This window comes from Streptomyces sp. ISL-98 (genome assembly GCF_018614055.1).
In the GTDB taxonomy this organism is placed as follows: domain Bacteria; phylum Actinomycetota; class Actinomycetes; order Streptomycetales; family Streptomycetaceae; genus Streptomyces; species Streptomyces spiramyceticus.
In genome coordinates, this window is the sequence record NZ_JAGGPB010000043.1 from 49,782 (window position 1) to 69,396 (window position 19,615).

Here is a 19,615-nt window from a genome sequence, read left to right on the forward strand (position 1 = left end):
AACGTACGGGTGTAGCGTGCTTGCCATGGCAACGGCAACACAGGCATCCATCGGAGACAGCGAATTCGACCGCGACACCGCGGTCTCCTTGCGCGAAGCGGGCGACACAGGCGAGACGCGCGTCTATGACGCGGAGCTCTCCGCGGGCTGGACGATCTTCCACGCCGTCAACGGCGGCTACCTCCTCGCCCTCCTCGGCCGCGCACTCGGCGACGCGCTGCCGCACCCCGACCCGTTCACGGTCTCGGCGCACTACCTGACGTCGTCCGTGCCGGGCAAGGCGGTCATCCGCACCCAGGTCGTCCGCACCGGACGCACCCTCTCCACCGGCCAGGCCTCCCTCTTCCAGTACGCCGAGGACGGCACCGAGGTCGAGCGGATCCGCGTACTCGCCTCGTACGGCGACCTGGACAGCCTGTCCGACGATGTCCGTACGACTGCCACTCCGCCGGCCATGCCGCCGTACGCAGACTGCCTCGGCTCGGACGCCGGGCCCGTCGCCATCCCGGGCGGGGCGCCGATCACCGAGCGGCTCGGCATCCGGCTCGATCCGGCCACCGTCGGCTGGGCCGTCGGGGCGCCGTCCGGCAAGGGCGAGATGCGCGGCTGGTTCGGCCTGGCGGACGGGCGCGACGCCGACCCGCTGTCGCTGCTGCTGACGGTCGACGCACTGCCGCCGACCTCGTTCGAGATCGGCCTGGAGGGCTGGACGCCGACCGTCGAGCTCACCACCCACATCCGCTGCCGCCCCGCACCCGGACCGCTGCGCGTCTCCATCACCACCCGCAACCTCGCGGGCGGCTTCCTGGAGGAGGACGCGGAGGTCTGGGACAGCGCGGACCGCCTCGTGGCCCAGTCGCGGCAACTGGCGCGGGCGCCGCGCGACTGAGTTCCGCCGCTGTGACCTCGAGGCGCTGTCGGCGTCCGGCGTGCCGGTGTACGCGGAACGCGGGCGGCACGGCGGGATCTCGCCGCTGCCCGGCTTCCGTACCGATGTGAGTCGGCGCATCATCGTCGACCCGGTGCGGTGGAGGAGCGGGCCGCGGCCCGAGGCCGATCTGGCGGAGCTCCAGTCCGCGGTCTTCGCGGACCGGCTGCTGCTGCGGCGACGCGGCCGCACGGCGGCGGGCCGGGGTGGAACTGGCCGATACCTGGGCGGTGTTGCGACGCCAGGTGGAGTAGCGGCCGACGGCGCTCAGTCCAGCCAGTGACGGCGGCCGAGGCTGACCAGGCGCAGCTGACGGCGGGCGAGGGAAGCGGCGGCCTCGACGCGCTCCTCGCCGTACGGCTCGGCCTCCAGGAAGGCGGACGCCGTCATCACCATGTGGTCGACGTAGACATGCGCGAGCATCCGCAGATCGTCCTCGCTCCAGCCCGCGGACTCGGGCTGGGTGGCGAGCCAGGCCGCCACCTCGTCGGCGAACAGGCGCAGTTGCTCACCGATCGCGGCCCGCACCGGCTCCACGCCCCCATGGCGTTCGCGCGCGATGAAGCGGACATGGGCGGGGTACGCGTGGACGTGGCGCGCGATGAGGCCGACGGTGCTGTCGATGCGTTCGGCGCTGTCGCCGGTCGCGGCGAGGGTCGCGCGGATCACCGCGTGCAGGCTGCCGAGTGCCTCGTCGACGAGTGCGACGCCGAGGTCGGCCGTGTCCCGGAAGTGCCGGTAGAACGCGGTGGGAGCGACGCCGACGACGCGGGTGACCTCGCGCAGGCCGAGGCTGCTCAGGCTCTGGTGCTCCAGCAGTACGAGCGCCGCGTCCATGAGGGACTGACGGGTCTTCTGCTTCTGGGCCTGGCGGATGCCGACGCTGTGACTCATGACATTCAGTAAACAACCGTTCTCTGTTGACGGGAACCCTAGACTGGGAAGTCAGTGAACAGTCGTACTCCCAGGAGGGATTGCACGTGTTCGTTCTTGTAGCGGCTCTGCTGATGCTGGGGGTTCTGCTGGGCTCGGTGGCTCACGCGCCGCTCCCGGTCACCCTCGTCGGCGCCGCGCTCATCGGCGGCTGGCTGCTCGTCTTTGCCGTCCGTGAGCGCCACTCGCGCCGGTCCACCCGAAGGAGCTGAACGCGCCATGCGCACCATGGAACTGACCGCATCCGCACGCGGCCGGACCGGCTCACGGGACGTCGACGGCATGGCCGTCGCCTCGTTCGTGCTCGGCCTTGTCGGGCTGCTCGTGCTGAACATCTTCCTCGGCCCCGTCGCCATCGTCCTGGCGTCCATGGCTCTGTGGCGCGGCACGGAACGCCGGGGCCGGGCGCTGCTCGGACTCGGGCTCGGAGTGGCCGACCTGGTCGTTATGGCCGTGCTCGTATCCGCGGACAACACCGTGTCCTGGACCTTCGGGGGCTGAGCGGACGCGCCCGGTACAGGGGTGGGGGCAAGGGCGGGGCGGGGCGGCGCCAGGCGGGCTCGTAGAATCGAATCCACCATGGCTTACCTCGACCACGCCGCGACCACGCCGATGCTTCCCGAGGCGGTCGAGGCTATGACGGCCCAGCTCGCCGTAACCGGGAACGCCTCGTCCCTGCACGCCGCCGGCCGACGGGCCCGGCGTACCGTCGAGGAGGCCCGCGAGACATTCGCCGAGTCCATCGGCGCCCGGCCCAGCGAGGTGGTCTTCACCTCGGGCGGCACCGAGGCCGACAACCTCGCCGTCAAGGGCCTGTACTGGTCCCGCCGCGACGCCGACCCCCGCAGAACCCGCATCCTGGTGAGTCCGGTGGAACACCACGCGGTGCTCGACGTCGTCCACTGGCTGGGCGAACACGAGGGCGCGAACGTCGAATACCTGCCCGTCGACGCGTACGGCCGGGTCCACCCCGGCGCGCTGCGCGAGGCCATCGAGCGCGATCCGTCCGACGTGGCCCTCGCGACCGTGATGTGGGCCAACAACGAGATCGGCACCGTCATGCCGGTCCGCGAACTGGCCGACGTGGCAGACGAGTTCGGCGTACCGTTGCACGCCGACGCGGTACAGGCCTTCGGCCAGCTCGAAGTCGACTTCGCCGCCTCCGGGCTGGCCGCGATGACGGTGTCCAGCCACAAGATCGGCGGACCCTACGGCATCGGCGCCCTGCTGCTCGGCCGCGACTACACCCCCGTACCCGTGCTGCACGGCGGCGGCCAGGAGCGGCACGTGCGCTCCGGCACCCTCGACGTACCCGCCGTCGCCGCCTTCGCGGTCGCGGGCCGGCTGGCGGCCGAGCGGCGCGAGCGGTTCGCCAGCGAGATCGGCGCCCTGCGCGACGACCTGGTGGCGGCCGTACGCGCCGCCGACCCCACGGCGATCCTCGGCGGCGACCCCTCCCCGGCCGGCCGCCTGCCCGCCAACGCCCACTTCACCTTCCCGGGCTGCGAGGGCGATTCCCTGCTCCTGCTGCTCGACGCGCAGGGCATCGAATGCTCCACCGGGTCCGCGTGCACGGCCGGAGTCGCCCAGCCCAGCCACGTCCTGCTGGCCACCGGCACCGACCCGGACCTGGCCCGTGGGACCCTCCGCTTCTCGCTCGGGCATACGTCGACGGCGGAGGACGTGGCGGCGGTGGCCGAGGCGATCGGGCCTGCGGTCGAGCGGGCGCGGTCGGCCGGACTCGTCTGACGGTCCGGGGGATTCCGACGATTCGGGCGCCCGGTTACGCGGTGGTCTACGGCTATGCCTTGGTGTCCGGTTGCGCCTTGGTGTCCGGCCTCGCCAGCTCTTCCCGTACGAGCTTGAGGTAGCGGGGCCAGTCCCAGTGCGGCCCGGGGTCGGTGTGGTCGGTGCCGGGCACTTCGACGTGGCCGATGATGTGCTCCCGGTCGGCCGGTATCCCGTACCGCCGGCAGATCCCGGCCGCGAGGCGGGCCGACGACCGGTACATCACGCCTGTGAAGGACTGTGGCCGGTCGACAAAGCCCTCGTGCTCGATGCCGACGCTCCGCTCGTTGTACGAACGGCTCCCGGCGTGGAAGGCGACGTCGAGCTCCCGCGCCATCTGCGTGATGTGCCCGTCGCTGCCGCGTATCACGTAATGCGCGGCGGCCGCGTGCAACGGGTCCTTGAAGACCTTGATGGCCGAGGCGAAACTGCCCTGGGTCACGTGGATCACGATGCGGTCGATGGAGTAGTCGTCGGGCCGGTCGGCGGTCCGCAGATTCGCGGCCGATGCGGCCACCCACTGCGCACCCGTGTGATCCACATCGCCTTCCGTGCGCTGCTTGTCGACACCCGGTACGCGCCACCACAGCCGGGACAGCTCGTCCCCGAATGCAGCCGCGGCCCCGCCCACGACGGCCACGCCACCCCCGATGAGCAGCGCGCGTCTGCTCACGGTCCCCGTTCCTGCCGCCTTCTTCTGCTCCATGAGCCTCTTAACGCTTTCGGCCCTGTCGGTGGTTCCGTCTACCCTGGTGGAGCTATGACTGAGACCCCGCGCCGCCTCCGTGTCCTCGCCGCCATGTCCGGCGGTGTCGACTCCGCCGTTGCCGCTGCCCGAGCCGCCGAGGCCGGGCACGATGTGACCGGCGTCCACCTCGCTCTGTCCGCGAACCCGCAGTCGTTCCGTACGGGCGCACGGGGCTGCTGCACCATCGAGGACTCGCGCGACGCGCGCCGGGCCGCCGATGTCATCGGCATCCCCTTCTACGTATGGGATCTCGCCGAGCGCTTCCGCGAGGACGTCGTCGAGGACTTCATCGCGGAGTACGAGGCGGGGCGCACCCCGAACCCCTGCCTGCGCTGCAACGAGAAGATCAAGTTCGCGGCGCTGCTGGACAAGGCGCTCGCGCTGGGCTTCGACGCGGTGTGCACCGGCCACTACGCCACGGTCGTGCTCAACGACGACGGCACGCGTGAACTGCACCGCGCGTCCGACATGGCCAAGGACCAGTCGTACGTCCTCGGGGTCCTCGACGAGCGCCAGCTCGCGCACGCGATGTTCCCGCTGGGCGACACTCTGACGACCAAGGACGAGATCCGCGCGGAGGCCGAGCGGCGCGGCCTCGCGGTCGCGAAGAAGCCCGACAGCCACGACATCTGCTTCATCGCGGACGGCGACACCCAGGGCTTCCTGGCCAACCGTCTCGGCACGGCGGAGGGCGACATCGTCGACGAGACGGGCGCCAAGCTCGGCACGCACGAGGGCGCGTTCGGCTTCACGATCGGCCAGCGCAAGGGCCTGCGCATCGGCCACCCGGCGCCCGACGGCAAGCCGCGCTACGTCCTGGACATCTCCCCGGTGAACAACACGGTGACGGTGGGCCCGGTGGAGGCCCTGGACGTCACGGCGCTCACCGCCATCAAGCCCCGCTGGTGCGGAGCGGCCCCGGAGGGCAGCGGCACGTACACGGCGCAGCTGAGGGCGCACGGGGGCGAGACGGAGGTGACGGCGGAGCTGATCGAAGGCGAGCTGCGCGTCACCTTCACCGAGCCGGTGCGCGGCGTGGCCCCGGGCCAGGCGATCGTGCTGTACGACGGCACACGCGTAGTCGGCTCAGCCACCATCGCCACGACGGCACGGACGGCGGCGCTGGCCTAGGCGGCGGGCTTTTCCCTACCGGCCACCGTCACCCCGCGAAAAACTCCAGCAGCGCCGGCGCCAGAGCCTGCGGTGCCACGTGAACGGCGGTTCGTACACGGCGACTCTGTCGTTCGGCAGCCCGCTCGCCGCCTCCAGAGTCGGCCGCCCGCGCGATGACGTGCCGTACACCGACACGGGACCGCGCTGTTCCTTTTGCTCATACCCATGCTGACCGGGCGGCGTTCCGAGTTCATCGGCGGCCCGCATGCGTTACGTTAAGTAGTCGTATCATTACGTAACGCCAAGGAGGCGTCATGGAAGCAGGCCGGCTGGCGAAGAACCGCAAGAGCCTCGCGCACCGGGTGCGCTACGTCCTACGGCATCCGGGCCGGGTGCCCGCCTACGTACGCCGGGCGGGCCGCGACGCCTGGCTGCGTGCCAAGCACCGCGACCATGTCGCCTACTACAGGGCGGTCATGGCGTCGGACGCCGCCCGCAGCGCGGAGGCGGCCGTCGGCGGACGCCCCTCGCGGGAGCGCTGGAACGCCATCGGGCAGATGCAGTTCGACTACCTCGTCGGCCACGGGCTACGGCCTCAGCACCGGATGCTGGAGATCGGCTGCGGCAACCTCCGCGCCGGACGGCTCTTCATCGACCACCTGGAACCCGGCCACTACTACGGCATCGACATCTCGCCCGACATCCTGGTCGCCGCCAAGAAGACGCTCGTACAGTACGGACTCCAGGACAAGCTGCCGTACCTCACCATCACGGACGACCTGACCTTTGACTTCCTGCCCGACGCGTACTTCGACGTCGTGCACGCGCACAGTGTCTTCTCGCACTCGCCGCTGCATGTCATCGAGGAGTGCTTCGCACATGTAGGACGCGTGCTGGCGCCCGGCGGTCACTTCGACTTCACCTTCGACCGTACGGAAGGCGCCGAACACCACGTCCTGCGCGAGGACTTCTACTACCGGACCGAGACCCTGACCGCACTCGCGGCCCGGTACGGCCTGCGAGGCGAGCTCATGGCGGACTGGGAGGCCCTGCCGCACGGCCAGTCCAAGATCCGCATCACGGCAGTGTCAGAGGTCGCCCGTACCGTTGGGGCATGAATATCTGCGTCTTCCTCTCCGCCGCCGAGCTCGACGAGCGCTACACCCGCCCCGCCCGTGAATTCGCCGAACTTATCGGCAAGGGCGGCCACACGCTGGTGTGGGGCGGGTCGGAAGCCGGCCTGATGAAGGTCGTCGCCGACGGCGTGAAGGACGCGGGCGGGCGACTCGTCGGCGTCTCGGTGGAATTCCTGCACACTCTGGCGCGCGAGGACGCGGACGAGATGCTGATCGCCAAGGACCTCGCCGAGCGCAAGGCCCTGATGCTGGAGAGGTCCGACGCGATCGTCATCATGGTCGGCGGCACGGGCACGCTGGACGAGGCCACCGAAATACTGGAGCTCAAAAAGCACGGACTGCACACCAAGCCGGTGGTGCTGCTCAACACGGCGGGCTTCTACGACGGTCTCAAGCAGCAGTTCCAGCGGATGGACCAGGAGGGCTTCCTGCCCGTCCCCCTCACCGACCTGGTCTTCTTCGCCGAGGACGGCGTCGCGGCACTGGCCTACCTTGAGGAGTCTGCCGGGGTGCGGTGATGCGAGCATGGGCCGTATGGCTACACATGTGATCACCGGGGCAGGCTCCGGCATCGGCGCCGCTGTCGCCCGCCGTCTGCACGAGCGCGGCGACGACCTCGTCCTGATGGCCCGCGACGCGGGCCGCGCCAAGCAGCTCGCGGACGCCCTCCCCGGCGCCCGTACGCTCGTCGGCGACCTCGCCAATCCGGACCGGCTCTCCTGGGCCTTCTCGCACCAGCCGATGCCGGAGCGGGTGGACTCGCTGCTGCACATCGCGGGCGTCGTCGATCTCGGCCGCATCGGCGACCTCGGCACGAAGGCCTGGCACAGCCAGCTCAACGTGAACCTGATCGCCCCGGCCGAGCTGACCCGGCTTTTCCTCCCCCAACTCCGCCTCGACAAGGGCCATGTGGTCTTCGTGAACTCGGGCGCCGGACTTCGCGCGAACGCCGAATGGGGCCCGTACGCCGCGAGCAAGCACGGACTCAAGGCCCTCGCCGACGCGCTGCGCGAGGAGGAGCACGGCAACGGGGTGCGCGTCACCTCCGTGTATCCCGGGCGGACCGCGAGCGCCATGCAGGAGAAGGTCCACTCGCAGGAGGGCAAGGAGTACGACCCGTCGCGCTGGATCGACCCGGAGTCGGTCGCGACGACGATCCTCATGGCCATCGACCTGCCGCGCGACGCGGAGGTCAACGACCTCACAGTTCGGCCGGGCCGATGAGCGGGCAGCCGATGAGCGAGTACGGGTGGGGCGCCGCGACCGGCATCGGGTCCATGCCCGGCGGCGACGCGCGCGAGACCGCGAAGACCGTCGTCGGGTCCTTCGAGGACTTCCCGTTCCTGGCCGAACTGCCCGCACGCGGACCCGGGGCCGACATGATCGGGCGGACCGCCGGGATGCTCGTCGAGATGTACGTCCATGTGGAGCCCAGCGGCTGGCGGTTCAGCGACCGTCCCGGGCGTGACACCCGGCGGGCACGGTCCTGGCTGGGGGAGGACCTCGACGCACTGGAGGAGTTCACCCAGGGGTACACCGGTCCGCTCAAGGTGCAGGCCGTCGGGCCGTGGACGCTGGCGGCCGCCCTGGAGTTGCGGAACGGCGAGTCGGCGGTCGGCGATCCCGGCGCGGCCCGGGACCTGGCGGGCTCACTGGCCGAAGGGCTGCGGGCGCATCTCGCGGAAGTGCGGCGCAGGGTGCCCGGCGCCCAGGTCGTGCTCCAGCTCGACGAGCCTTCGCTGACGGCCGTTCTGCGCGGGCACGTCAGGACGGCGAGCGGGTACCGGACGTACCGGGCGGTGGACCGCCAGGTCGTCGAGGGCACGCTGCGCGACGTGATGGCGGTCAACGACGGCCCGGTGACGGTCCATTCCTGCGCGCCGGACGTGCCGTTCGGACTGCTGCGCCGGGCCGGAGCCGCGGGCATCTCGTTCGATTTCTCGCTGCTCACCGAACGTGACGATGAGGCGATCGGTGAGGCGGTGGAAGGCGGCACGCAACTGTTCGCCGGAGTCGTACCGGGCACCGACGCTCCATTGTCAGACCCTGCCGGTAGCGTCATGGGTGTCAGGACGCTGTGGCGCAGGCTGGGGCTGAATCCGGGGACTCTCGCCGAGTCCCTGGTGATCACCCCATCGTGCGGGCTGGCGGGGGCTTCCCCCGCCTATGCGCGCGCGGCGCTTGCGCACTGCGTGCGGGCTGCGAGATCGCTCGCGGACAACCCTGAGTAACGGGATTCGAAAACGGGAGGACAAGACGGTGGCTGGCGAACAGCACGCGGCGGTACCCGCAGAGGCACGGGAGCAGCATGCGCAGCTCGCTGAGCAGATCGAGGAGCACCGCTTCCGGTACTACGTGAAGGACCAGCCGGTCGTCAGCGACGCCGAGTTCGACAAGCTCCTGCGCTCACTGGAGGCGTTGGAGGACGAGTATCCCGAGCTGCGTACGCCCGACTCGCCGACCCAGAAGGTCGCCGGGGCGTACGAGACCGAATTCACCGCGGTCCAGCACCGCGAGCGCATGCTCTCCCTCGACAACGCCTTCGACGACAAGGAGCTGGAGGCCTGGGGCGAGCGCGTCGCCAATGAGCTGGGCTCCGTTCCGTACCACCTCCTGTGCGAGCTGAAGGTGGACGGCCTCGCGGTCAATCTGACGTACGAGAAGGGGCGGCTGACGCGGGCCGCGACGCGTGGCGACGGCCGGACGGGTGAGGACATCACACCCAACATCCGTACGATCGCGGGCGTCCCGGACCGGCTGAAGGGCGACCGGATCCCCGACCTGGTCGAGATCCGCGGCGAGGTCTTCTTCCCGATGGAGAAGTTCCAGGAGCTGAACGCTCGGCTCGTGGAGGCCCACGACAAGCCCTTTGCCAATCCGCGCAACGCGGCAGCGGGTTCGCTGCGGCAGAAGGACCCCAAGGTCACCGCGACGCGCCCGCTGCACATGGTGGTGCATGGAATCGGCGCCCGCGAGGGCCTGGACATCGACCGCCTGTCGCAGGCGTACGACCTGCTCCGCGAGTGGGGCATGCCGACCGCGCAGCACAACAGGGTGGTCGACGACCTCGCGGGCGTAAAGGACTTCATCGCGTACTTCGGCGAGCACCGGCACTCCGTGGAGCACGAGATCGACGGTGTCGTCGTCAAGGTCGACGAGATCCGGCTCCAGGGCCGGCTCGGCTCGACCTCGCGGGCGCCGCGCTGGGCGATCGCCTGGAAGTACGCGCCGGAGGAGGTCAACACCAAGCTCGTGAACATCCGGGTCGGCGTGGGCCGTACGGGCCGGGTGACGCCGTACGCCCAGGTGGAGCCGGTCACGGTCGCCGGATCGGAGGTCGAATTCGCCACCCTGCACAACCAGGAGGTGGTGAAGGCCAAGGGCGTACGCATCGGGGACACGGTGGTGCTGCGCAAGGCGGGCGACGTCATTCCGGAGATCCTGGGTCCGGTCGTCGACCTGCGGGACGGCAGCGAGCGGGAGTTCGTGATGCCGTCCGAGTGCCCGGAGTGCGGCAGTGCGCTGCGGCCCATGAAGGAGGCCGACATCGACCTCCGCTGTCCCAACGCCCGCTCCTGCCCTGCCCAGTTGCGGGAGCGGCTGTTCTACCTGGCCGGCCGCAAGGCGCTGGACATCGAGAACTTCGGTTATGTCGCGGCGGCCGCGCTCACCAGGCCGCTGGAGCCGGCCGAGCCGCCGCTGCGGGACGAGGGTGACCTCTTCGACCTCGACGTCGAGCAGCTGCTGCCCATCAAGTCGTATGTCCTGGACCAGGATTCGGGTCTGCCCAAGCGCGACCCCAAGACGGGGGAGGAGAAGGTCGTGACCTTCTTCGCCAACCAGGAGGGGGTGCCGAAGAAGAACACCCTCGCGATGCTGGAGAACATCGCCGCGGCCAAGGAGCGGCCGCTGGCCCGTGTCATCACCGGCCTGTCGATCCGTCATGTCGGACCTGTCGCGGCGGAGGCACTGGCCCGTGAGTTCCGCTCGCTGGAGCGGATCGAGAAGGCGAGCGAGGAGGAACTGGCCGCTGTGGAGGGGGTCGGGCCGACCATCGCCGCCTCGCTCAAACAGTGGTTCGAGGAGGACTGGCACCGGGAGATCCTGCGCAAGTGGCGGGCGGCCGGGGTCCGGATGGAGGAAGAGGGCGCCGGTGAAGACCAGGGCCCCCGTCCGCTGGAGGGCCTCACGGTCGTCGTGACCGGAACCTTGCAGAACCACACAAGGGATGGCGCAAAAGAGGCGCTCCAGAGCCGCGGAGCGAAGGTCACCGGATCTGTTTCGAAGAAAACCTCCTTCGTGGTGGTCGGTGACAGCCCCGGCTCGAAGTACGACAAGGCCATGCAGTTGAAGGTTCCTGTCCTGAACGAAGACGGATTTGCCGTCCTTTTGGCGGAGGGACCGGAAGCGGCTCGTGAAGCGGCTGTGCCGACCGAGGAGTAGGCGGGCCGCGAGGCGGGGACAGGGGCGGTGAGAGGGGGAAATGGCAGCCGGGAGTCACCCGTTCGGCGCATACCAGACCGATGCGGGTGCCCGGGTCGCATTCGGGCAAGAGCGGTAGACCGCTGCCCGCAGGAGCCTCCTGCGGCCTACTGTTGAGATGTGCGCCCGTCGTGCACGGCTGCCATGGGGTGTTCCCCTGCTCCTCAGGAGCTCGGGGAAGGGATTTCAGTCGTGATGGCATGACAACGGGGCCATCGCGTGGCACGGGCACCGACGGCTGTGAGAGGGACGGAATGAAACCGACCGAGAGTGCCGACCCGGTCTCACGGCTGCGAGGTTGGGCAGCGGCCCAGAGGAAGCTGCCCGCCGTCGTGGCCGCACTGGCCGCCGTCCTCCTGGTGACCGGGATCTGCCGAGCCGTCACCCAGGGCCATGCCCTGTTCCCCGACGGCACACTGGGATGGTCGCTGGCCCTGCTCACCGGATTCATCGTGGGCCACCTGGTCGCCCTCGGCCGCGACCGCTGGTGGGGCGGCACGGGCTCCGGCGCGGCGCTGACGCTCGCCGTCCTGCTGCTGTACGGCTGGCTGCCGGCCGGTCTGGTCAGCCTCGCCGTCGTCGTGCTGGTCGGACTGGCCCGCAGGCACCGCTGGCGCCAGGGCGTGCTGCACGGCGCGGTGGACATCCTGGGCATAGGCACCGCGGCGCTCGTCCTGGCCGCGTTCGGCGACGTACCGACCGTCGAGAAGCCCTGGGATCCGCTGGAGTGGGGAATCGACGCTGTCCCCGAAGTCGTGCTCGCCGCCACTGCCTACCTTGCCGTCACCCGGCTGCTCCTCTGGTACGCGCTGGCGCCCCGGGGCGGGCGGCTGCCGTCCGTCGCCCGAACGGCCCTGTACCGGCAGGCACTCGTCGCTGTCGCGCTGCTCGGCATCGCCCCGCTCATATGCGTGGTCGCCGTGGCACTGCCGTTCCTGCTGCCGCTCTTCTCGGTGCCCTTAATCGCGCTGGACTCCACGCTGTGGATCGCCAGGGCGCGGGCGGAGGAGCAGCTGCGGGATCCGCTCACCGGACTGCCCAACCGGCAGTGGCTGTTGGAGCGGGCCTGGCCCGCACTGGAGGAAGCCGAGAGCGTCGGCACCCGGTCAGCGCTCGTACTGATAGACCTCGACCGCTTCCGGGCGGTCAATGACACGCTCGGCCATCTGGCCGGCGACCGGCTGCTGCTCCAGATAGCGGACAGGCTGCGGCTGGCCCTGCCGCGCGGGGCGGAGGCTGCGCGGCTCGGCGGCGACGAGTTCGCGGTTCTGCTCCCGAAGGCCGACTCCACGACCAGTGCGCAGCGCGTCGCCCGGCATCTCGTGGCCGAACTGTCGTCGCCGCTCGACCTGGACGGTCTGACGCTCGTCCTGGAGGCCAGCGCGGGCGTCGCCGTTTTCCCCGACCACGCGCTCGACGCGGAGGGACTGCTGCGGCGCGCAGACGTGGCGATGTATCAGGCCAAGCGCGACCGTACGGGCGTAGAGGTCTACGAATCCAAGCGGGACAGCAACACCCCCGACAGGCTCGGCCTGTTGGGCGACCTCCGGCGGGCGCTGGACGCGAGCGAGGTCGAGCTCCACTACCAGCCGAAGGTCCGGTTCGACGGGCAGGTCGCCGGCCTCGAAGCCCTGGTCCGGTGGGTGCACCCGGAGCGGGGACGGGTCCCCCCGGACGAATTCATCGCCATCGCGGAGTCGTCGGGGCTGATGCCGCATCTGACGGAGTACGTCCTGGAGACGGCGCTGGCGCAGGTCGCGCGGTGGCGGGCGCAGGGGCTGAACGTTCCGGTCGCGGTGAATGTCTCGCCGCGCGACGTCCACACGCCGGGGTTCGCGGGCGCGGTCGCGGCGCGGCTCGCCCGGCACGGTGTGCCTGCGGGGTCCTTGCAGCTGGAAATAACGGAACACGTGCTGCTGGAGGACCCCCAGCGCGCGGCGGACACGCTGGCCGGGCTGACCGGGCACGGCGTGAAGATGTCCCTGGACGACTTCGGTACGGGGTACTCGTCCCTGGTCCACCTCCGTCGGCTCCCGGTGAGCGAGCTGAAAATCGACCGCTCCTTCGTGGCGAGGCTGGCGGTCGACAACGAGGACGCCGAGATCGTCCGCTGCACGGTCGACCTGGCCCACTCGCTCGGCCTGCTGGTGGTGGCGGAGGGCGTCGAGGACGACGAGACGTGGGAGCGGCTGAGGGACCTGCGCTGCGATGCGGTGCAGGGGTGGCTGGTGGCGGCCGCGATGCCGCCGGACGAGGCGACGGCGTGGCTGCTGGCCCGGGGCGAGAACGGCTGGCACCGCCAGGTCGACCTGGACCGCGTAGCCGCCGCAGCAGCCCTGGAGGAAGCAAAGCGCCCGTCCCCGTCCCCTTCCGGCCAGCCCGTGAAGTAACCACCCGCGACGGGGTCGCACCCGGAAGGCCGGCGCCCCGGCCCCGTCGCCGGCGCATCTCCCGCTCCGGTGCAGGCACCGCCGGACCGCGCTCGCGAACCGCTCGCCCGGGCGCGCAGAGAATCCGTTTCGTGGGGAAGGGGCCGCGCCCCATAGGATTGGGCCAAAACCCACACACTCACCCCTGAGGATCGCTGCATGCCTGGCATCACGCGCGAGGAGGTCGCCCACCTCGCACGGCTGGCGCGTCTGGAGCTGAAGGGCGAAGAGCTCGATCACTTCGCCGGTCAGCTCGACGACATCATCGGCGCGGTCGCCCGCGTCTCCGAGGTCGCCGACCAAGACGTACCGCCGACCTCCCACCCGCTGCCGCTGACCAACGTCATGCGCGCGGACGAGGTCCGTCCGTCGCTCACCCCGGAGCAGGCCCTCTCCGGTGCCCCCGCCCAGGAGCAGCAGCGTTTCAAGGTGCCGCAGATCCTGGGGGAGGACTAAACAGTCATGACGGACAACAGCAACATCATCAAGCTCACCGCCGCCGAGACCGCCGCGAAGATCGCTTCCGGTGAGCTCACGGCCGTCGAGGTCACCGAGGCCCACCTGGCCCGGATCGAGGCCGTCGACGAGAAGGTGCACGCCTTCCTGCACGTGGACAGGGACGGGGCGCTCGCCCAGGCCCGCGCCGTGGACGCCAAGAAGGCGAACGGCGAGAAGCTCGGCCCGCTGGCCGGTGTCCCGCTCGCGCTCAAGGACATCTTCACCACCGAGGGCATCCCGACCACCGTCGGGTCGAAGATCCTCGAAGGCTGGATCCCGCCGTACGACGCCACGCTGACCAAGAAGCTCAAGGCAGCCGACGTCGTCATCCTCGGCAAGACCAACATGGACGAGTTCGCCATGGGGTCGTCGACGGAGAACTCCGCGTTCGGGCCGACCGGCAACCCCTGGGACCTGACCAAGATCCCCGGTGGCTCCGGCGGCGGCTCGTCCGCCGCACTCGCTTCGTACGAGGCGCCCCTCGCCATCGGCACGGACACCGGCGGCTCCATCCGCCAGCCCGCCGCCGTCACCGGCACCGTCGGCGTCAAGCCGACCTACGGCGCGGTCTCCCGCTTCGGCATGGTCGCGTTCTCCAGCAGCCTCGACCAGGGCGGCCCCTGCGCCCGTACGGTCCTGGACGCCGCCCTCCTCCACGAGGTCATCGCCGGGCACGACCCGCTCGACTCGACCTCCATCGACGCCCCGGTCCCGCCGGTCGTCGAGGCGGCGAGGAACGGCTCCGTCGCAGGCATGCGCGTCGGCGTCGTCAAGCAGTTCCGCGGTGAGGGCTACCAGGCCGGTGTCCTCCAGCGCTTCGACGAGTCCGTCGAACTGATGCGGGAACTCGGCGCCGAGATCGTCGAGCTGGACTGCCCGTCCTTCGACCTCGCCCTCTCGGCGTACTACCTGATCGCCCCCTCGGAGTGCTCCTCCAACCTGGCCCGCTTCGACGCCATGCGGTACGGCCTGCGAGTCGGCGACGACGGCACGAAGTCCGCCGAGGAGGTCACTGCCCTCACCCGCCAGGCCGGTTTCGGCGACGAGGTAAAGCGCCGCATCATCCTCGGTACGTACGCACTCAGCTCCGGCTACTACGACGCGTACTACGGCTCGGCCCAGAAGGTCCGTACGCTCATCACCCAGGACTTCGATAAGGCGTTCGAGAAGGTCGACGTGATCGTTTCGCCGACCACGCCCACCACCGCCTTCCCGATCGGCGAGCGCGCCGACGACCCGATGGCGATGTACCTCGCCGACCTGTGCACGATCCCGACCAACCTGGCCGGCAATGCCGCCATGTCGCTGCCCTGCGGCCTGGCGCCCGAGGACGGCATGCCGGTCGGTCTGCAGATCATCGCCCCGGCCATGAAGGACGACCGTCTTTACAAGGTCGGCGCTGCCGTCGAGGCCGCCTTCGTGGAAAAGTGGGGCCACCCGCTGCTCGAGGAGGCACCGTCGCTGTGAGTGCAATCAACAAGGCCAAGGGCTTCAAGAAGTCCAAGACCGGTACGTATCTGTCGATCGGCACCACCGCCTTCGGAGCGATCAGCGTGTTCAAGCAGGCCAAGAAGGCCCGCCACGAACACGACACGCTCCGACTGGTCGACGCCGTCGTCTCCGCTGCCGCCATCGCCACCGGCATCGCTCTGCTCTACCGCGAGCTGAAGCGCCTCGGCGACGACGACGTCCTGCTGGGCTGAGAGGGAAAGTTTCACCGTGACCGTCACTGAACTTGTGCCGTACGAGGACGCCCTCGCGGCCTACGACCCCGTCATGGGCCTCGAGGTCCACGTCGAGCTCGGCACAAAGACGAAGATGTTCTGCGGCTGCTCCACGGAGCTCAAGCAGGACGCCAACAGCCAGACCTGCCCCACCTGTCTGGGGCTGCCCGGCTCGCTCCCGGTCGTCAACGCGATCGGCGTCGAGTCGGCCATCAAGATCGGCCTCGCGCTCAACTGCGAGATCGCCGAGTGGTGCCGCTTCGCACGGAAGAACTACTTCTATCCGGACATGCCGAAGAACTTCCAGACCTCCCAGTACGACGAGCCGATCGCCTTCAACGGCTATCTGGACGTCCAGCTGGAGGACGGCGAAGTCTTCCGCGTGCAGATCGAGCGCGCCCACATGGAGGAGGACACCGGCAAGTCGTTGCACGTCGGCGGCGCGACCGGCCGTATCCACGGCGCGTCCCACTCCCTCCTGGACTACAACCGCGCCGGTATCCCGCTCATCGAGATCGTCACCAAGCCGATCGAGGGCGCGGGCGTGCGTGCTCCGGAGGTCGCGAAGGCGTACGTCGCCGAGCTCCGCGAGCTCATCAGGGCGCTCGACGTCTCCGAGGCGCGCATGGAGCAGGGCCAGATGCGCTGCGACGTGAACCTCTCCCTGCGGCCGCACGGCCGTGAGGAGTTCGGTACGCGCTCCGAGACGAAGAACGTCAACTCGCTGCGCTCGGTGGAGCGTGCGGCCCGCTTCGAGATCCAGCGGCACGCAGCGGTCCTCAACTCCGGCGGCACGATCGTCCAGGAGACCCGCCACTTCCACGAGGACGACGGCTCCACCACGGCCGGCCGCATCAAGGACAACGCCGAGGACTACCGGTACTTCCCGGAGCCGGACCTGGTACCGGTGGCCCCGTCCCGCGAGTGGGTCGAGGAGCTCCGCAAGGGCCTCCCCGAGCTGCCGCGCGTACGCCGCAACCGGCTGCGCGAGGAGTGGGGGATCAGCGAGCACGACATGCAGTCGATGCTCAACGCCGGCGCGGTCGACCTGATCGCCGCCACGATCGACGCGGGCGCGGGCGCGGCTTCGGCGCGCAAGTGGTGGATGGGCGAGCTGGCCCGTAACGCCAACGAGGCGGGCACCGACCTCGCGTCGCTGCCGATCACGCCGGAGCAGGTGGCCCGCGTCACCGCGCTGGTCGCTTCCGGCGATCTGAACGACAAGCTGGCCCGCCAGGTCATCGAGGGCGTCCTCGCAGGCGAGGGCGGTCCCGACGAGGTCGTCGAGAAGCGCGGCCTGAAGGTCGTTTCGGACGAGGGCGCGCTGGGCACGGCGGTCGACGAGGCCATCGCAGCCAACGCCGCGATCGCCGACAAGATCCGCAGTGGCAAGGTCGCGGCGGCGGGCGCGCTGGTCGGAGCGGTCATGAAGGCCACCCGAGGCCAGGCGGACGCGGCACGCGTGCGCGAATTGATCCTGGAGAAGCTGGGCGTCGAGGGCTGACCGCCCGATACGCCGAAGGGCGGCGCACCGGTCCCTGGACCGGTGCGCCGCCCTTTGCGGTTCTTGGACTCTTGTGACGGGCTCTTGGATGTTTGCCGCGCCGCTGTCCTTGTGACTTCCCGGCGCCATCTGGCCTCGTTAGCTTCCCGGCGGTAACGCCTGACTCGGGAGGATCACTTGGCCACTGACATTTCACGGCGCCGCCTGTTCGCGCTCGGCGGGGGCGCGCTCGGCGCGGCAGCGGCGGGTTCGCTGCTGCCGCCGTCGCTCCAGGCCGCGCTCGCCGCCGAACCGGCGTCCGGCGGGCTGCGTGCCGTCAAGCACGTGGTCGTCCTGATGCAGGAGAACCGTTCCTTCGACCACTACTTCGGCGCCCTGCGCGGCGTACGCGGCTTCAGCGACAGGAACGCCGTAGAACTGCCCTCGGGGAAGCCGGTCTTCGAGCAGCCCGGGCCGCTCCGCACCGTCCTGCCCTTCCCGGTGCGGGACGCCGCCGAGGCGCAGAAGAAGGACCTCCAGTACATCGGCGACCTCGACCACTCGTGGGGCGGCGGCGCCAAGGCCTGGAACCAGGGCTGGATGAACGGCTGGGTGTCCGCCAAGACGGCCGCCACCATGGCCTACTACGACCGCCGCGACCTGCCCCTGCATTACGAGCTCGCAGACACCTTCACCATCTGCGACGCCTATCACTCCTCCGTCCATACGTCGACGAGCCCCAACCGGAACCATCTGTGGAGCGGCTGGACCGGCTTCGAGGCGGACGGCAGCCGGGCCGTCACCAATGCCGCGTACGCCGAGGGCACGCACCCCGGCTACCCGTGGCCGACGTACGCCGAGCGGCTGGAGAGCGCGGGCCGCAGCTGGAAGACGTACCAGGAGTGGGAGAACTTCACCGACAACAACATCGAGTTCTTCACCAGCTTCAAGAAGATCGCCCGCAAGGCGCTCGCGAAGGCCCCCGGCGGCTTCACCTACATGGAGGCCTTCTACGCCAAGGTCCGCGACACCACCGATGCCGCCGAGCGTGAGCGGCTGCTCGCGGCGCTGGAGGAGGGCGTGGCCACGCTGACCACGGAGGAGCGCTCGCTCTTCGAGCGCGGGCTGCGGCGCGGCGAGACGGGTAGTCTCGCCGACCAGTTCCGGGCGGACGTCGCCGCGGGCGAGCTGCCCGAGGTGTCGTACCTGGTGCCTTCGGCGGTCGACTCCGAGCACCCCGGCTCGTCCTCGCCGATCGCCAGCGCCTCGCTCGTCTACAAGGTGCTGGACGCGCTCGCCTCGCACCCCGACGTGTGGCGGCACACCGTCGTCCTGATCAATTACGACGAGAACGACGGCTTCTTCGATCACGTACCGCCGCCCGTTCCGCCCGCCGACAACACCGACGAGCGCTGGCAGGGCAAGCCGGTCGGGCTCGGCATCCGCGTCCCGATGCTCGTGGTCTCGCCGTGGACCGTGGGCGGCTACGTCTGCTCCGAGGTCTTCGACCACACGTCCGTCGTCCGCTTCCTGGAGGAGTGGACGGGCGTGCGCGAGCCCAACATTACGGAGTGGAGGCGCACGGTCACGGGCGATCTGACCTCGGCGTTCGACTTCAGGCGCGGCCGGGCGCTGCCCGACGTGGAGCAGCCGGGCGCGATACCCCCGTTCACCGGGCGCTGGCGGCCGGTCCCGCCGCTGGAGCAGCACATGCCCGTACAGGAGGAGGGGACGCGGCCCGCGCGCCCGCTGCCGTATCAGCCGGACGCTCACGGAAAGGTGGAGGGCGGCGTATTCAAGGTCGCGCTCAGTAATACGGGGCGTGCGAGCGCACACTTCGCGCTGTATCCGTACGCCGCGGAGTTCGCCGTGCCGCAGCACCGGGATGTAAGGGGCAAGGCGCAGTGGCAGGTGCCCCTTACCGGGGACTCCTACCGCTTCACGATCACCGGGCCGAACGGCTTCCGCCGCGAGTTCGCCGGTACGAAGACGGGCGCAGCCGAGGTCTCCTCGTACCTCGACGCACGCGACCGTGACCTGCACCTCACCCTCACCAACCGGGGCACGACGCCTCTCACCTTCACGGTGCGGACGCTGGCGTACGCCGAGGAGGCCGACATCGAGGGCCCGCCCCGCGAGGTCACGGTGAAGCCGGGCCGCAGCCGCACCGTGGTGCACTCCGCCGCCGACGCGCACGGCTGGTACGACCTCGCGATCACCGTTTCGGGTGACGCCGCGTTCCACCGGCGCCTCATGGGGCACGTAGAGAATGGGCGCGCGAGCGTCTCCGGCTGATATGTCCCGCGCTGCCTGTGAGTAAGCGCACGAAACGGACAAAGGATCACGTTTGGCT

18 protein-coding genes and 1 pseudogene are annotated in these 19,615 nt (G+C 70.1%); 17 read left to right on the forward strand and 2 right to left on the reverse strand.

Going from position 1 to position 19,615, the window contains the following annotated elements:
- Nucleotides 1-25: 25 nt before the first annotated feature.
- Together J7I98_RS27315 and J7I98_RS27320 are read left to right on the forward strand one after the other, a co-directional pair.
- Nucleotides 26-889 carry a thioesterase family protein gene (locus J7I98_RS27315; protein ID WP_214927428.1) on the forward strand — a complete coding sequence of 288 codons (864 nt, stop codon included), beginning with the start codon at nucleotides 26-28 and terminating at the stop codon, nucleotides 887-889.
- Between the two features lie 13 nt (nucleotides 890-902).
- Nucleotides 903-1,179: pseudogene (locus tag J7I98_RS27320) on the forward strand (DNA-binding transcriptional regulator); the annotation flags it as partial.
- A 16-nt stretch (nucleotides 1,180-1,195) separates the two neighbouring features.
- Here the strand turns inward: J7I98_RS27320 and J7I98_RS27325 are convergent.
- A complete protein-coding gene (locus J7I98_RS27325; protein ID WP_214927430.1) occupies nucleotides 1,196-1,822 on the reverse strand; it encodes a TetR family transcriptional regulator in 627 nt (208 codons plus the stop codon).
- 86 nt (nucleotides 1,823-1,908) lie between these two features.
- Here J7I98_RS27325 and J7I98_RS27330 point away from each other — a divergent pair, with 86 nt between their 5' ends.
- The 3 genes from J7I98_RS27330 to J7I98_RS27340 all read left to right on the forward strand — a co-directional run bounded on the left by J7I98_RS27330 (nucleotide 1,909) and on the right by J7I98_RS27340 (nucleotide 3,610).
- A complete protein-coding gene (locus J7I98_RS27330; RefSeq protein WP_214927432.1) occupies nucleotides 1,909-2,073 on the forward strand; it encodes a hypothetical protein in 165 nt (54 codons plus the stop codon).
- A gap of 16 nt (nucleotides 2,074-2,089) precedes the next feature.
- Nucleotides 2,090-2,362 carry a DUF4190 domain-containing protein gene (locus J7I98_RS27335; RefSeq protein WP_214927859.1) on the forward strand — a complete coding sequence of 91 codons (273 nt, stop codon included), beginning with the start codon at nucleotides 2,090-2,092 and terminating at the stop codon, nucleotides 2,360-2,362.
- Between the two features lie 78 nt (nucleotides 2,363-2,440).
- Nucleotides 2,441-3,610 carry a cysteine desulfurase family protein gene (locus tag J7I98_RS27340; protein WP_214927434.1) on the forward strand — a complete coding sequence of 390 codons (1,170 nt, stop codon included), beginning with the start codon at nucleotides 2,441-2,443 and terminating at the stop codon, nucleotides 3,608-3,610.
- 52 nt (nucleotides 3,611-3,662) lie between these two features.
- On the opposite strand, the gene J7I98_RS27345 is transcribed toward J7I98_RS27340, so the two are convergent.
- Nucleotides 3,663-4,355 carry an N-acetylmuramoyl-L-alanine amidase gene (locus tag J7I98_RS27345; RefSeq protein ID WP_214927436.1) on the reverse strand — a complete coding sequence of 231 codons (693 nt, stop codon included), beginning with the start codon at nucleotides 4,353-4,355 and terminating at the stop codon, nucleotides 3,663-3,665.
- A 54-nt stretch (nucleotides 4,356-4,409) separates the two neighbouring features.
- Between J7I98_RS27345 and mnmA the strand changes: the two genes are divergently transcribed.
- The 12 genes from mnmA to J7I98_RS27405 all read left to right on the forward strand — a co-directional run bounded on the left by mnmA (nucleotide 4,410) and on the right by J7I98_RS27405 (nucleotide 19,557).
- Nucleotides 4,410-5,528, forward strand: a complete 1,119-nt coding sequence (mnmA, locus tag J7I98_RS27350; RefSeq protein WP_214927438.1) for a tRNA 2-thiouridine(34) synthase MnmA — start codon at nucleotides 4,410-4,412, stop codon at nucleotides 5,526-5,528.
- Between the two features lie 296 nt (nucleotides 5,529-5,824).
- Complete coding sequence (locus J7I98_RS27355) at nucleotides 5,825-6,628, forward strand: class I SAM-dependent methyltransferase (protein ID WP_214927440.1); 804 nt, start codon at nucleotides 5,825-5,827, stop codon at nucleotides 6,626-6,628.
- Entirely contained in the window at nucleotides 6,625-7,164 is a 540-nt protein-coding gene (locus J7I98_RS27360; protein WP_214927448.1) for a TIGR00730 family Rossman fold protein, read from the forward strand. Before J7I98_RS27355 ends, J7I98_RS27360 begins: the two co-directional genes overlap by 4 nt.
- 16 nt (nucleotides 7,165-7,180) lie before the next feature.
- Nucleotides 7,181-7,870 carry an SDR family oxidoreductase gene (locus J7I98_RS27365; RefSeq protein WP_214927455.1) on the forward strand — a complete coding sequence of 230 codons (690 nt, stop codon included), beginning with the start codon at nucleotides 7,181-7,183 and terminating at the stop codon, nucleotides 7,868-7,870.
- 11 nt (nucleotides 7,871-7,881) lie between these two features.
- On the forward strand, nucleotides 7,882-8,877 hold the full coding sequence (locus tag J7I98_RS27370) for a methionine synthase (protein ID WP_214927457.1): 996 nt from the start codon (nucleotides 7,882-7,884) through the stop codon (nucleotides 8,875-8,877).
- Nucleotides 8,878-8,905: 28 nt separating this feature from the next.
- A complete protein-coding gene (gene ligA, locus J7I98_RS27375; RefSeq protein ID WP_214927465.1) occupies nucleotides 8,906-11,089 on the forward strand; it encodes an NAD-dependent DNA ligase LigA in 2,184 nt (727 codons plus the stop codon).
- Between the two features lie 80 nt (nucleotides 11,090-11,169).
- Nucleotides 11,170-13,518: a putative bifunctional diguanylate cyclase/phosphodiesterase gene (locus J7I98_RS27380; RefSeq protein WP_374225178.1), complete on the forward strand. Its 2,349-nt coding sequence runs from the start codon at nucleotides 11,170-11,172 to the stop codon at nucleotides 13,516-13,518.
- 198 nt (nucleotides 13,519-13,716) lie between these two features.
- Nucleotides 13,717-14,013 (forward strand): Asp-tRNA(Asn)/Glu-tRNA(Gln) amidotransferase subunit GatC, encoded by a 297-nt coding sequence (gene gatC, locus J7I98_RS27385; protein ID WP_015036350.1) that lies wholly within the window; start codon nucleotides 13,717-13,719, stop codon nucleotides 14,011-14,013.
- Between the two features lie 6 nt (nucleotides 14,014-14,019).
- Nucleotides 14,020-15,522, forward strand: a complete 1,503-nt coding sequence (gatA, locus tag J7I98_RS27390) for an Asp-tRNA(Asn)/Glu-tRNA(Gln) amidotransferase subunit GatA (protein WP_214927480.1) — start codon at nucleotides 14,020-14,022, stop codon at nucleotides 15,520-15,522.
- On the forward strand, nucleotides 15,519-15,758 hold the full coding sequence (locus tag J7I98_RS27395; protein WP_214927487.1) for a hypothetical protein: 240 nt from the start codon (nucleotides 15,519-15,521) through the stop codon (nucleotides 15,756-15,758). Before gatA ends, J7I98_RS27395 begins: the two co-directional genes overlap by 4 nt.
- A gap of 16 nt (nucleotides 15,759-15,774) precedes the next feature.
- Nucleotides 15,775-17,283: an Asp-tRNA(Asn)/Glu-tRNA(Gln) amidotransferase subunit GatB gene (gatB, locus tag J7I98_RS27400; protein ID WP_214927488.1), complete on the forward strand. Its 1,509-nt coding sequence runs from the start codon at nucleotides 15,775-15,777 to the stop codon at nucleotides 17,281-17,283.
- Nucleotides 17,284-17,460: 177 nt separating this feature from the next.
- Complete coding sequence (locus J7I98_RS27405) at nucleotides 17,461-19,557, forward strand: phosphocholine-specific phospholipase C (RefSeq protein ID WP_214927496.1); 2,097 nt, start codon at nucleotides 17,461-17,463, stop codon at nucleotides 19,555-19,557.
- The last annotated feature ends 58 nt before the right edge of the window (nucleotides 19,558-19,615 follow it).